The sequence below is a fragment of the Bacteroidota bacterium genome (assembly GCA_041658205.1).
Taxonomy (GTDB): Bacteria; Bacteroidota; Ignavibacteria; order UBA10030; family UBA8401; genus UBA8401.
The window spans coordinates 894829-908837 of sequence record JBBAAO010000001.1 but is presented as its reverse complement, the minus strand read 5'-3'; the positions used below and the strand labels follow the sequence as shown (position 1 = coordinate 908837).

The window sequence follows — 14009 nt, the reverse complement described above, 5'->3', positions numbered from 1 at the left end:
TCTTTCGTTATGGAATAACAAATCCAGTAATTTCATCTTTATCAATGGCAATAATCGATGAATGATCCGGCATGACAAACAACGAATTTTCCTTATCCAATTTTGACTGCCAAACTACTTTGCCGGAATCGGCGTTCAGCAAAACCGCTGTTCCGCTGACATAATAAAATATATTATTCTTCAGCATCACCGGACGGTGGTAAATCTCTTTTTCGTCATAATCCCATTCGTAATACCAAGACCGTCTTCCGTTCTGCACATTTACCGAAGCAATACCATCATCTCCAATCACTATCAATTGGTTCGTTTGTTTAGAATAGTTGACATGAAGAACTTTTGAAACGATTGTTTTAAGAGTCTCGCCAACAGCAACACTCTGTTTAAGCGCGATTAATTCATCATTTTTAAATTCAGAAGGATCCATATTCATCGGTCGTTCACCGGTCCAGGTAACCGATTTTCGGAAGATATCATCATACGCCAAGCTTCCGACTCCGCTGTCGGAAAATTCGAACTTCCAATCGAGCATCCCTTTTTTGGTTGTAGAAATGGAATAAAGAAATTTTTCATCTCCTGCAAAAATCTGATGATCCGAAGAATAATTCGCTGCAGAGTAATCATGGAATATTCTCCCGGGATCGCTTTCAAAATCTTTTCTCCAATAAATCTTCCCGTCGGCAGTATCCACAGCAAGAATCGCATACCCTTCATCTTCCCACAATTTTTTGTCAGTCAGTTTCTCTTTTTTTGCATCATAAGAAAATTCTTGTTTGAACCCGCCTGTGCGAAGATAGAGAATTGAGTCGATCATCGACATTTCGAAAATATAACTCCCCTTCAGATCCTGTTCGATATGCATCCACTTAAGACTTCCTGTTGAGGCACTGAGCGCAACGAGATTTTTGTTCCCCGGCAGTAAAATGATATCGTCGATTCGTTTTGCAGGAGCAAGTGCAGCCAGTTTGCCTGGAAAGGAGATTCCGCCGGCAATTTTCATATACGTTTTCCCCATAATGCTTCCGCTCTTTAAATCAACAAACACGATGCCTTCTCCTCCATCTCTCTTGGTGTTCGGCTCGATCATTTCGGACGATGTATGGATCAATACTTTCAGGAATTCATTCTCAATCGAAATTGAATAGGTAAATCCTGCATCATCAAATCCAAATGAGACCGGCTGAGTTTCGGTAACCTGCGAAAGTGCAGGAAGCGGCAGGAGACGGTCCGGTAACGATTCATCCGAATGCGCTACAAATGTTCGATAATTGATTTTACCGGTCAATACATCGATGCTCATGATATACAACTTCACATCATCGCTCGGATCAAGGTACGATACCATAATATTATTCGCGTCGGTTGCGATATAACGGTGGATAAATCCGGTTGCGGGTTGAAACTTGGGAGCTGTCTGCCATAACAATTTTCCGTTATCCAAATTCAATCCTAAAAGATTATTTTCCTGACTGAGTACCAGCACCGCTACGGAATCTGTTTTTGCCACAACAACATTTCGCACATCATCAATATCAATCGTCGTTTCGGCAACGACTCCTGTTGAAAAATTGACATGCACTAATTTCTCTTCACCAAAAAGGGCACATCCCATCGTCGTGGGGAGAAAAATATTGTATTTATCTGATATAGCAACCTGACGTTGAGCAATAATTTTATTTGCTTCGATATCGATTGCGGTCATATTCTTATCAAACATGATGACGATATATTTTTCGTCCGCGGAGACATAATACCAAGCCCGTTTCTGTTTGACAAGATCGCCGTTTGGTTCAGATTTTGGAATGGACAATAACTTCTTACCGGTCACCGTCGAAATAAGCTGACAATCGTCATTATCGGTAAATGCAAAATATTTTTGCATTTTCTCCAGTATAATAGAGTTGACTGTCCCATTTTCAACCAATGATTGCTGATATTCCAATTGGGTTCGCCATAGCTCACTGCCGGTATTGATGTCGATTCCAAGATCAATTTCCTTAAATGAAAGAATGAATATGGAATCGACAAGTTTGCTTCCGGAGAAGCGTTTTTGCTGAATAGCTTGATATCTTTTTTTCCACAATAACTCGTTGTCTACCATATTGTAGCACAGTAGACTGTCTTCATTGGCGGTCAAATAGAGTGAATCATTTACCACCTGATGAATAGCATTTTCATTGTAATCATCAATTTCGATGCTCCAAGTTTTTTTACCTGTCGTATTATTATACAGCCAGGCATATTCATCCGCCCAGAGAAAAATATATTTCCCATTCTGAATCGGCTGAATTTTCTTCACATCCTCTTTCAGTTCCGCTTTCCATTGTAGTGTACTTTTCTGAGCCGTTAAAACTCCTACGGCAAAAAATAACACGAGAATAACGATTGTATAGACATAGTGTTTCATACGTACCTCTACGTTGACAATATTTGTGCCATTAAAATGAGGGGAATTAATAGGGAATCAGCGACATTTCCCCCGAGTGTCGCCGTTGTGAGACAAGTTCTAGTTGTAATGCTGTCGCATTAATGCAACACTTAACGAACCCCAGTTGTGTATTTCAAAAATCGATCTGTATACTGCTTTTTACTTTGCGAGCGATATCCTTCTTCGCGAACCTGTTTTTGTGCTGCAACAATTCGTTCGCGCATATCGTCTTTTCGCATATAATTATCATCAAAAATATCCACCGCGGTTGTAGCTGGTTCATATATTTTCTGTAAAACGCTCGTTAATGCTGTCGGATCATATCCGGCACGATACAGATACGCGAGGGCTAGTTCGTCTGCGTCAGTTTCATACGCCAACAGTCTTGGTGAAATAAGGTTTTGATAAACATTGTGAGCATAATCTTCCAACTCTTGTTCATCTTCTCCAATCGGTCCGGTTTCTTCTTCAAGTTCTCCAAACGCACTTTCCGCCTTTATGGATGCCTCACTCTTTTTTAATTCTTTAATACCATGTCGTTGGACGACATGCACCATCTCATGCGCCAGCACCGAAGCGAGCTCTGCTTCATTTGCGCAAGCCTGAAACATTCCTTTGGTAATAAAGATATATCCACCGGGAATAGCGAACGCACCGGCACGTCGTTCATTAATAATATAGAAGCGGAAGCCAAGATCGTACGCTTTGGTATATTTTGAAAGATAGTTACCAATCATATTAATATACAGTGTAGCCATCCTATCATCCACGATTCCTTTTTGTGCGGCAATCTTTTGAGCAATGCCTAGGCCGATTGCTTCTTCGTGAAATGCAAGGTCGAACGGTTTTTCAATATTCATATATCCCCGAAACGGCTCAACCGTAAAACTGTGCTCGAACTCTACCATATCATCCGCTTTGACGATGGGTGCGGAATATTTGCTGATGTCCGCCCCTTTCCCTTCGCTTCCGTCAACATATTTTTTTCCGAAACCTTTTACAGCAGCGGCAAGTTCCGCCCTGGATGCACGGGTTGATGCTTTTCCTTTAATGATATTTTCATCGCGCGTATTTGTTCCGCTTTTGATGACAAAACAATTCTCGGACAGCCATCCCATGTCATTTTGTTCCGTCTTCACTTTTAGCCAACTTCCTTTTTGATCCACCTTGTTCACATCCACAGATGCCGGAATTGCTGCAACAATCTGAAAATACGATGCGGGTCCTTCGCGCAGGTAGTTTGTAGGTTGTGTCGTCCGCATTTTTTGTGCATCCGTTTCGACATTCAGCAGCATCAACGCAACAAGCACCAAATATGTTTTCATCTTTCTCTCCTAGTAAATATTCCATTTCACTTTGTTGTCATCACATACACTCCGTCCCAATTTTTTTCGGGAGGGTTTTTTTTGTATGCTTCACACCGTTCAATATACATTTCGGATGCAGGATCATCAGGTTTTACATTACGAACGGTCTTAAACATGGAAATCGCATCATTCCAATGTTGTTCGCGGTATAATTTCAAACCAGCTTCAAATGTCTGCACCATTTTCAATCGCTGTTCCGTAATCTCTTCTTTCTTACATACCACTTCAAAGATTTTGATTGGAAGATTTTTTCCTTTTACTCTCATAATATCCATTTCACGCAGCAGGAATTCATCCGTCACCTGTTCTGTGGCGGTGGATTCGCTGATCATTAAGGATGTGCCGTAATATTTGTTCACTCCTTCCAATCGAGAAGCAAGATTCACCGTATCGCCGATGACAGTATACTCTTTTTTTGATCTTCCACCGATATAGCCCACAACCATATTTCCGGAATTAATTCCAATGCGTGTGGAAAAGACCGGCTCACCTTTTTCCCGTGCTTCTCTGGTCATCTCCTGCACTACGCGAGAGAATTCATAAGCGGCGCGGGTAGCCAACAGGCGATGATTCGGATTTTTCAGTGGAATACCGAATTGTACCATTACTGCATCACCGATAAACTTGTCGATGGTTCCATCGTGTTTGAAGAAAATATCGTTTGCCGTTGAGAAATAGTTATTCAAAAATTCTACGAGTTCTTTCGGTTTTTTTGATTCCGAGATCGTCGTAAACCCTTCGATATCCGAAAACATGATGGATGCTTCTACTTCTTCACCGGCCAGTTCAACCCGTTCCGGATCCGCACTGAGCTGTTTTACGACATGCGGATTTACAAATTGTCCAAAAATCTTTTGGATTTGTCTTTTATTCCTTCCTTCCGTAGCAAAGTTCCAGCCGATGGAAATAATATACGTTACGATAATTGAGAAGAGAGGAAATGCTACCTGCATCCAGATCAATTCCCGAAAGAAAAGCTGCGATGTTACAACTAAAAATAAAAACGCTAATCCGATCACACTGACGGAACTGATAACAATATTTTCATTGTAGTTCGATACATAGGCAACGATCGACGCCAATACAATGCTCAAGAGCAATATCCATCCAAAAGCAACCTTCTGAATAAAATCCTTATTGAGATAATTGCTGATTGCTGTGGCATGAATTTCTACGCCGGGATATGGTTCAAGATAGGTGAACGGAGTGTTTTTCAAATCAAATAAACTTGGCGCATTTGAACCGATGAGCACAATCTTATCTTTAAATGTCGAAAGCGGAATATCCGGTTCCATTCCCGCTTGATCTTTGTAAGCAGAAACGATAAGTGCGTGAATAGAATAATATTTGAACACTCCGTCCGGACCTCCCTTTCCATACCAATAGATGAGATAAGGAGATTGAACATTTGTTTCTATCGGATGAGATTCGCCAAATAGATCTTTATAAACATTATAAGAAAGTGCGTAGAGATTTTTTCCCTGAAAAGAATATTGCAGTGCAATTCTTCTGCAGACACCATCTTCATCCGGGACAAAATTAACCACACCGACACTTTTTGATGCTTCTTGGAATGGAATAAGGGGTGAATATGATTTGTCGAATTCAAATTTCTGCGTTTCAACGATTGGAGAACGTGTCGACTGGAATTTCACCAGCGAATCTCCCGGCTGGTCCTCTTTTTCTTGCTTCGTCAGAATTGTTGCAAGATACACGTTGCCGGCATTCTTTATGGCAGCAGCAAACAGACTATCATTATATGCACCGACTGAAAACGCCCGATCTTCATCCGGCTCAGTAAACTGGAAATCGTATATGATTGCCTTTGCGCCGGATTTTGCCAGATAATTTGTTGCATTCGCATAAAAATCACGCGGCCAAGGCCAACTTGTAAACGCTGTTCGTTTGAAATATTGTAGACTATTCTGATCAATGGTAACGATAACAATATTGGTGTCTGGTGTTCTACTATTTTGTGTAATACGAAACTGGACATCCAATGCATTCAACTCAATTATTTTTCCAATTGCTGAGAAGGCGATGAAATATGCTGCTAATAGTCCAACCACTGCAGAAACTACAGTACGAAATGGCTTTAAGAAAAGAAGTTTTTTGAACGCAGGGGACATTCTTATCTGTTCGTGAAAGAGTTGATTGTAAGGAACCGGACTGTTGAATCTTATTGATATAATGTATGAAGGAATGAATTTTTAGTATGAAATACAATGATAAAATTTTTCCTCTCTCGCAAGATTGATACGGGTCATTTGTAAGGATTTTTCAGCAGGGTACTTAATTTTTTATAATCGATGACGCCTTTATTTTCTTTTAAATGCCGCACAATAACAAGCGAGCGCATCACTTTTTTATCCGGATCCTTTACGTTGCCAACAATGTATAAGAGTGTTCGTTGTTTTCCCGGAGTTAATGCATGGAACAATTTTTTTCCCATCGGATCCTGACGAAACACCTCTAACAGTTCTTCCGGCAAAGGTAAACCGTATTCACTCGTATCCTTTTTCAACATTACTTCTACATCCATCCCAAAGGAGACACCCAATGAATCCCGAATTTTTTTATTCACGGATATAACAGGCTTCGCTTTTTTATAAAAAAGAATGGCACATTGGTACAATTCCTTCCCATTAATTGTGCAGACAACCCGCTTCGATTCTTCATCCACGAGTTTATCAGCAATCGTTTTTGGTACGGGGAAATGACATCCCCATAGTTTATTGTCTGATTTCTCCAATGTGGAAGAAAAGGAAAATGTGTTTTTCTCTTTAGCCATATATTTTTAAATATCAATAGTGAATAATTATGAATTCATCTCAAATGTAAGCCCCTACCATTCTGAAACTAAAAAAATAATTAAAAACGTAAATCAGATTCTTCAACCCAACTTCGTCTATGATGTTTTAGCATTTTCAAGACGACCCAGAAACTTATATAACAGGCAATGAATTGCAACTTATGAAGAAAAAATATGTTTGTCTACAATCCTCAAGATTTTCTTGAGTGTCGTGTCCTGAGGGAACATAATGCAAACACCAGCGTCTAATTTTTCAACTAAAGACCCCGATTATTCACTCTCTCTTATTATTGGAGGATGTATGAAATCTCGTGTACTCATTGTTCTTTTACTGCTTTCGAGTGTGTTGATGTTTGCCGAACAAGAAGGAAACAAAGAACGACAAAAAAAATCAAAAAAACAGGGGTGGCTGGGAGTATCTATTCAGGATGTCACACCACGATTTGCCCGCGATCATGAATTGAAAATCAAAGAAGGGGCTTTTATCAACGAAGTTGTTGAGGACAGTCCTGCTGATTCTGCAGGATTACAAGAAGAAGATGTTATTGTTGAATTCAACGGAAAAAAGATTGAGGCGTCGGAAGATCTGACGGATGCAGTCCGCGAAACAACACCCGGAACAAAAGTGAATGTGAAGATAAATCGTAAAGGAGAAAACAAAACTATTGGTGTGAACGTTGGAAAAAATAAAATGCGGATGCCATTTGCTGTCATGGCTCCGCGTGCCCCGAGAGTTGTGGTAAATATGTTTGGCGGTGATTACGAAGGGATGGAATTGATGGAATTAAACAAACAACTGGGTGAATATTTTGAAGCTCCAAATGGGAAAGGCGTTCTCGTAACGGATGTGGAAAAGGATGAGAATGCATCAAAAGCGGGAATAAAGGCGGGCGATGTGATCACGAAAATCGGTGATGAATCCATTAAAGACGTAGAGGATGTTCGTGATGCCTTTTCGGATTATGAAGAAGATGATAAAGCCAATATTGAACTGATGCGTAAAGGGAAAAAGATTACTGTTACCTTGGAAATTTCAGAAGAGAATGAACAAATGTATTGGAGAGACCACATGCCGGGAAATTTCAACTTCCATTTTGAACCGCAGATGAACCAACTACACAAAGAGATGGAAATACGGATGAAAGAACTGCCGCGTCGTCAGAAGGAACTTCAGAGAATTGAATCTAAAATGAACGGTAAAGGAGTATAGACTATCAATTGGAAAGATGGTGTTGGAAAAACGGCGGCACGAGCCGCCGTTTCTGTTTGAACACTCACTTCAGTACTAATAATTTTTTCCGATAATGCTCCACTTCACCTTTTAGGTTCTTAAATGTAAGCTGATACAAATACATCCCGCTTGCCATGTTTGATGCACTCCAAATTTGTTGATGATATCCCGCCTCCTTCACTCCTTCATCCAATGTTACAACCTCTTTTCCAAGAATGTCAAATACTTTTAGAGAGACACCAGTTGTTACCGGAAGTTGGTAACTGATAGTTGTGGTTGGATTGAATGGATTTGGGAAGTTTTGAAAAAGTTCATATTTCTCCGGCGGGGCAATTTGTAACGATAGTATCTTTGACCACTTTTCGCCGTTTGCATTGGAAATTGTGAATGTTACCTCTTCCTGTCTGTTTACGGGCGCGGATTTATCAACAGAGAAAGTAAAATTAGCTGTTTGTGCTGTATTTGATTCGAGATTCGAAATGAAGGTTTTGAGACTTGTGAACTTCAACCATTCAGGTGCATTCACTACTTCGACAACGACATTTTTAGTATCTACACTTGAAGAGTTTTTAACGGCAAGCTCAATTACATTGTTCTGCGATGCAAATGGAAGTTTATTTTGAGCGACAATTACTTCGCTCAATAAGAGGATGACAAATAAAATCTTCATTAAAGAATTCCTCCGTGTATTTGAAACGATCGGCATTATAAACATTAGTTTTCTTCCTTGTCGTCACCCTTATCGTTATTTTTATGCGGCAGACGATCCATGATGTATTGTGCATTGTGATAAAGAAATTTCCACCCTTCTACTGTTACAAATTTATTTTCCCTTTTTTCGTGTTTTTTCTCTTTCTCTATTGCCTCTTCATAGACTTCATCCACTTTCTTTTGAAACTCTTTTACTTTTTTATAACAGATCACTGAATCTTTTTTTATCAAGTGTTTTTTGGCGTTGTTGAGTATGTTGGTGAGTTCGTTGACGAAGTTTTTATCGCCAAGCCAGTTCTGCACATAGGATTGATTGATCAAAGATATCAGAGTATCAATGAGTGTTGCTGTTGGGGTGATAACACTAAGTGATATTTCGAGTGATTGAAATGAACCTTCTGTTCCGGTTAAATAAAATAGTTTGTCGGGATAATTATTAAAAAGTAATATTTTCCCCTGTGGAGGCAGTTGTAAATGTTGCATTAGTTGACCGGACTGAGCGTTAAAGACAGAAATATTTCCAGTATGGTATTTCCCGTCCGGTTGAGACCAATCAACAATCCGTTGTTCAAGAACTACATAGTTTGATGAAGGAGACAAATAACCTTGCGAATTCCAGGGGAATTTTATAGGAATGTACATGTTTTTGTCGTTTATATTACAAACTACATAATGTTTATTCATTATATATGGATCCTCATCATGGAAACTCATGTCCATGCTGGCAAAACTAACAAGGACATAACCTGCTTTGGAATCGCGCTGATAAGGAGCAGAAAGAAATGGTCCAAAATTGCCAATCCTTTGGGAGTTCCTCTGTTGCTTTTGTTCTATACCATACTCTGAAAAATAAATACCTGTAGAATCATCTTCGAGCTGATAGAGACTTTTTTCGTCTTGAGATAAGAACGAATTAAACCATGCATCCTTTTCATAAATCGTATCAATCGGTTGGACAGTTAGTCGGTCCAAAACGACCATTTTTCTATTACCTTCAATATTATCATCAAACACGATGTAATACCGATTCATTGCAGGAGAATCTTTTATTTCAACAATTTCGTTTATACCGCTCATAATCTCTTGGGCTCGAGGGGAAACATCTTTAACATCAATAACCATAAGTGAAAATCTTAGCAGGAAAAAAATTTTAGACTGTTCTATGTTAGGATACATTGGACTATTCACTCGACCGACATCTATCAAGAACGGCTCACTAATATTTGTTGTCAAATTCAACCTATAAATATCTATGCTGTACCCGCCGGGTTTCTCATCTCCATTCGGATTGCTCTTACCATAATAATAATAAGGTTGTGTGTATACTACTGTACTTATCAGTATTGATAGAACGATGAATTTTAGTTTCATAATACTTCTTCCTCAAAAATGATTTTTATATTACCAGCCAGCCGGTGGATGACCACCGGTTACTGCATTGTATATTTGAATAGCATCTCCGCCATAATCTCGGTTTAATTTTGAATTTTTTGTCCATTGACCAGATTTACTTTCCTCATCCGTTACAGTCCACACCCAATAATATTGTCCGTTATACAATTGAAATTCTTCAGTTAACTGTTCTTGCTGAGTAAAATTGGCAGAAGGATATTTCTTCTTCACATTTCTAAGATGGGCTGCTGCCATTCTTTTCTTTTCCTCAAAAAGTGTTTTCCCGGCAGTTCTGTTTGCCTTCCAATTCCAAACTTGTTCGTCAGTGGCACGTGGATTATCAATTTGCATAAGACCGTAACCATGTGGAATACCAAAAATCGGAAAACCATCGCTTTTAAAGTGGTGCCATTTTGGTTTGCTTTCTTTGTACACAATTACTTGTTCCTCCAAACTCAACCCGCTTTTCACTTCGTCTTTTGATGGATTCAATCCAGTAATTTTCAAACCATCAAATACAGCCTTGTCATACACTTTCCCATCAGCAGTTGCTGTTACATAGAGAGTCGATCTATCACCGCCGCGTATCACTCCGTTCCAATTTACATCCCATATGCTCTGATCTGCATTTTGTGCTATTGTATTTCCTGTAAACCATTGGTTAATATTTCTGCCGTCATGTCCAATCCATTCCGCCTGGAAATGCCAAACGTAGTTTACTGTTCCTCCGTTATAATGTTGCAAGCGTGCCTTTAACGAAGCAACTGGCATTTGTGGGACTGCGCTAATCTTTTTCTCATCGAAAAGCCCGTCTGTTGGATAAATCACTTCTAACTTCGGTTCTGAAACTATTGCTACACTCACCACCGGCACACTGCACTCAAAAGCACCAGCACTATTTGCCTGAACACCACGTTTCTTTATCGCCATTGTACTGCCACCTGCAATCGCAACCTGTACTGTAACTACGGCACTATCAGTATTAATCTCCTCCTTCGCAACGTACTGTGCAGGACTGGTGTTGCCAACAATCATTCCAAATTCTGCACCGCTCGTAATTGTAAACGTAAACTGTGTTCCCGAAGGATAGTCTACAATAGTTCCATCTTGTTTTTTCCCTTTCACTATCACTTCTGCCGTTTCTCCTGCTTTAATTCGCTCCGGGAATATGGATACTACTGGACATAATTTTTCTTCATTATTTTCGATTACTACCTTTCCTGTCCCCAAATATCCCGGTTGATAATATTTAACCCCTTCAATAAAATATGTGTAATATTGTACTACTGTAAAATTGACATCTCGCGGTAAATGTATTGCTGTGTCTTTGGCTTCAAACGCCGCTATAATTTCATTAGGTCTTGGGAATAATGTCTCAAGATAAAATTGCCCTTCAATGGGAATATTTGGTTGCTCAACTGTTGCAGATTTCTTTGGAGTTTTAGCAGGTTCGATTTTTCGTCCAAATAACTTTGAATATTTCTTTTCAATTTGAGCAAGGGCATATTCAGGTATGTTTGACTCTCCAATCTTCCCGATTACTTGAACATTGCGAGTATCGCGTTCCTCGCTGACAACTGCAGGAAGTGGATAGTCTGCAACAAACTTTCCGTATGTGGTATCGTCATACCAAATTCGCATTTCAGCGTCTTGATAAAGATACAATTCAACATCATTACTATCCGCATCTTGTGGTTGGACAATTATGTTTGACCTTCCTCCCGGTATCACCGGATTAGGATCGACACGAGCAACTAAATGATGAATTTGCTGACTTATCGCCATGCTAGTTTTGCCCCGAACCGTCGGGTCTCTTTCCAATTGTGCAGTCAACTTTAAGGGTGTATACTTGCGTATCGGATCACCATTAAAGATATAGCTGACAACATCGCCGTTCATCAGCTGGCTGTACTTTGCGTGAATTTCTTCCAATGAATCGTTTCCATTATAGAATGTGCCAAATTGTGTGCTGTCTATGGTAAGAAGAAACAGTTCATCATTCGGTAATATGATTTCTTCCCAATTCCTGTCAAACGATAGCACAAAAATAAAACTTTTATTGTTATGATGAAAAGGAGGATTCCCACTTAAAAACACGAGAAGGTTTTCTACCGGGTTGACATGGAATTTTTTTGTCTTACTGTACCCATCGAACGAAGCCTGAACGGTAACGTCGACTCCATTTTTTGGCGGCATGGCTCCATCAAAAATAATTTTTGGTGGAGTGCCAATCAGACCGCCGTAGGATGTTGTTTTTTAGCCGGATACCGGATCAACTAGTGATGCATATTCTGAACCGTTAATGATGGAAAAAGTGACAATATCTGTTGCAGGGAAAAACTCGATAGACGAACAATTCGAATTCGTAACAGATATTGGAACATCTCTGCTATTATTATACGCTACCTCTTCATCATCCCCCATCATAAATCCGGTATAATATGACGGACGGTAGGGATTATAAAGATCGGGTGTCAGCGTAAACGACCCATTGCGTTCGTTTACTTTTACCAAGAAATTTGATGTCCCAATTCCTCCTTTCACAATTTGGAATGCCCATTCTGTTGCATAAAATCCCGGTTGAACCTTCATAAATCCTGAGGCAGCATTGCCCGATTTTATCATGACATGGTGCTCCATCCCGCATTGATACCAGATCCATATTTCAACTATGCCGTCGGTCTCCGCAGTAATGCTCCAAGAAAAATCGAAAGAAAGAGGGGTTGATACTAAATTAGGAACGACGTTTGCACTGATGTGTTTTGGTTTTATTGCAATTGAATCCTTAATAATAATCTGCGAGGAAAGTTTCTGCGCGAAAGAAAAGAGAAGTAGGCAAGATAAACCTAATCGTAAGTATTTTATTTTGTTTGATGCATGAAATCTTTTCAGAAATTTGGTTTCCATCCCTCGATCAACTGGAATTTGATCGTGCAATATAGTGAGCAGTTGTTGTATCACAACGGTCCCCTCGGTAGTTGGTGATAACTTGAATTAAAATTTCGAAAGAACGCAACGATATTAATCGAATAATGCTATAACGTGAATACGGGATGGGTAAAAAAATGAATTATGTGAAAGATTTAACTTGCTTTTGGTGAGCTTTATCTTTTTAAGGAAAGATAGATATATTCGGAAAGTAATCGATTGTCAATTTAATATGAAATTCTTGACCGTCGTAATATAATTTGCTTCCCCCATCTTTGCAGGAACCTGAGAATGATCTGCTCCGGGTATTTCAATAAACGTTTTCGGATCGTTGGCATTTTGGAAAAGAACTTTCCCGTTTTTCTCCATGTCGATAAATTTGTCATCAACACCGTGAAGAATCAATATAGGAGCATTTACGTATTTAATCCGCTCCGCATTGTTATATTCTCCTTTCATAAAGAAAGTGCTTGGGAGATCCAACAATGTTCCGCTTTGTGTTAAAGCGGATGTTGAAGCAAATGCTGCTTCAAGAATAAATCGTTTTGGCGTAAAAATCGTCGACGCAAGATATGTTGCGGGAGCGCCCCCAAGGGAAAATCCATATACAGTAATCTGTCCATTCCCAAATCCTTTTGATGTGCGTAGATACTCATAAGCGGTAGTTGCATCGGAATACAATGCTGATTCAGAAGGTTCTCCTTCGCTCATCCCATATCCCTGATAGTCATAGATAAACACATTGAATCCCATTTTATAGAACAACTCCACCCTGTCCCAATAAAATTGCAGATGATCTCTGTTGCCATGATTATAGAGGATTACATCTTTTGTGTTCGCAATCGAAGATTTCACAAAATAACCATAGATCTTTTTCCCTTGAGAAGTCAGCACGACTTGTGTGCGTAGAGATTCGGGAATCACGGTTGTGGAAAGATTGTACGCAGTGAGTGTGTCGTTATTAAATAAATTACTATCCAGATCGAAACAGCCGGAAAATAAAGAGAGAATCATTGTCATTTCGAGCAAAATCCCGAAGGGGTTTGCGCGAAATCTGTTTCTCCTTTTCTGATTTAAAAAACGAGATTCCTCGATGCTTCGCATCTCGGAATGACACTGTTTCACGTAGATGACACTCTCCTT

General features: G+C 39.6%; 10 protein-coding genes. 1 reads left to right on the top strand and 9 read right to left on the bottom strand.

Annotation, left to right across the window (positions count from 1 at the left end):
* Window positions 1–7: 7 nt before the first annotated feature.
* From WDA22_03745 to WDA22_03730, 4 genes are all read right to left on the bottom strand, one after another.
* Complete coding sequence (locus WDA22_03745; protein MFA5832573.1) at window positions 8–2404, bottom strand: PQQ-binding-like beta-propeller repeat protein; 2397 nt, start codon at window positions 2402–2404, stop codon at window positions 8–10.
* A 131-nt stretch (window positions 2405–2535) separates the two neighbouring features.
* Entirely contained in the window at window positions 2536–3750 is a 1215-nt protein-coding gene (locus WDA22_03740; protein ID MFA5832572.1) for a M48 family metalloprotease, read from the bottom strand.
* 26 nt (window positions 3751–3776) lie between these two features.
* Window positions 3777–5921, bottom strand: a complete 2145-nt coding sequence (locus tag WDA22_03735) for an adenylate/guanylate cyclase domain-containing protein (protein MFA5832571.1) — start codon at window positions 5919–5921, stop codon at window positions 3777–3779.
* 134 nt (window positions 5922–6055) lie between these two features.
* The gene (locus WDA22_03730; GenBank protein ID MFA5832570.1) at window positions 6056–6583 is read right to left on the bottom strand and encodes a DUF1905 domain-containing protein; all 528 of its coding nucleotides are present in this window, start codon (window positions 6581–6583) and stop codon (window positions 6056–6058) included.
* A gap of 322 nt (window positions 6584–6905) precedes the next feature.
* Between WDA22_03730 and WDA22_03725 the strand changes: the two genes are divergently transcribed.
* Window positions 6906–7814 carry a PDZ domain-containing protein gene (locus tag WDA22_03725; protein MFA5832569.1) on the top strand — a complete coding sequence of 303 codons (909 nt, stop codon included), beginning with the start codon at window positions 6906–6908 and terminating at the stop codon, window positions 7812–7814.
* Between the two features lie 64 nt (window positions 7815–7878).
* Here the strand turns inward: WDA22_03725 and WDA22_03720 are convergent, their stop codons facing one another.
* From WDA22_03720 to WDA22_03700, 5 genes are all read right to left on the bottom strand, one after another.
* A complete protein-coding gene (locus WDA22_03720) occupies window positions 7879–8505 on the bottom strand; it encodes a T9SS type A sorting domain-containing protein (protein ID MFA5832568.1) in 627 nt (208 codons plus the stop codon).
* Between the two features lie 44 nt (window positions 8506–8549).
* Window positions 8550–9917 carry a hypothetical protein gene (locus WDA22_03715; protein ID MFA5832567.1) on the bottom strand — a complete coding sequence of 456 codons (1368 nt, stop codon included), beginning with the start codon at window positions 9915–9917 and terminating at the stop codon, window positions 8550–8552.
* 30 nt (window positions 9918–9947) lie between these two features.
* Window positions 9948–12134 (bottom strand): hypothetical protein, encoded by a 2187-nt coding sequence (locus tag WDA22_03710; GenBank protein ID MFA5832566.1) that lies wholly within the window; start codon window positions 12132–12134, stop codon window positions 9948–9950.
* A 60-nt stretch (window positions 12135–12194) separates the two neighbouring features.
* Window positions 12195–12899, bottom strand: a complete 705-nt coding sequence (locus tag WDA22_03705) for a hypothetical protein (protein MFA5832565.1) — start codon at window positions 12897–12899, stop codon at window positions 12195–12197.
* A 189-nt stretch (window positions 12900–13088) separates the two neighbouring features.
* Window positions 13089–13880, bottom strand: coding sequence for an alpha/beta hydrolase (locus WDA22_03700; protein MFA5832564.1), 792 nt, complete (start codon window positions 13878–13880; stop codon window positions 13089–13091).
* Window positions 13881–14009 lie beyond the last annotated feature (129 nt).

Excerpts from the sequence above, each read along its gene's own strand:
- WDA22_03720 (MFA5832568.1), bottom strand. The coding sequence starts at position 8,505 with ATGAAGATTTTATTTGTCATCCTCTTATTGAGCGAAGTAATTGTCGCT.
- WDA22_03715 (MFA5832567.1), bottom strand. The coding sequence starts at position 9,917 with ATGAAACTAAAATTCATCGTTCTATCAATACTGATAAGTACAGTAGTA.
- WDA22_03710 (MFA5832566.1), bottom strand. The coding sequence starts at position 12,134 with ATGCCGCCAAAAAATGGAGTCGACGTTACCGTTCAGGCTTCGTTCGAT.
- WDA22_03745 (MFA5832573.1), bottom strand. The coding sequence starts at position 2,404 with ATGAAACACTATGTCTATACAATCGTTATTCTCGTGTTATTTTTTGCC.
- WDA22_03700 (MFA5832564.1), bottom strand. The coding sequence starts at position 13,880 with ATGATTCTCTCTTTATTTTCCGGCTGTTTCGATCTGGATAGTAATTTA.
- WDA22_03735 (MFA5832571.1), bottom strand. The coding sequence starts at position 5,921 with ATGTCCCCTGCGTTCAAAAAACTTCTTTTCTTAAAGCCATTTCGTACT.
- WDA22_03730 (MFA5832570.1), bottom strand. The coding sequence starts at position 6,583 with ATGGCTAAAGAGAAAAACACATTTTCCTTTTCTTCCACATTGGAGAAA.
- WDA22_03740 (MFA5832572.1), bottom strand. The coding sequence starts at position 3,750 with ATGAAAACATATTTGGTGCTTGTTGCGTTGATGCTGCTGAATGTCGAA.
- WDA22_03725 (MFA5832569.1), top strand. The coding sequence starts at position 6,906 with ATGAAATCTCGTGTACTCATTGTTCTTTTACTGCTTTCGAGTGTGTTG.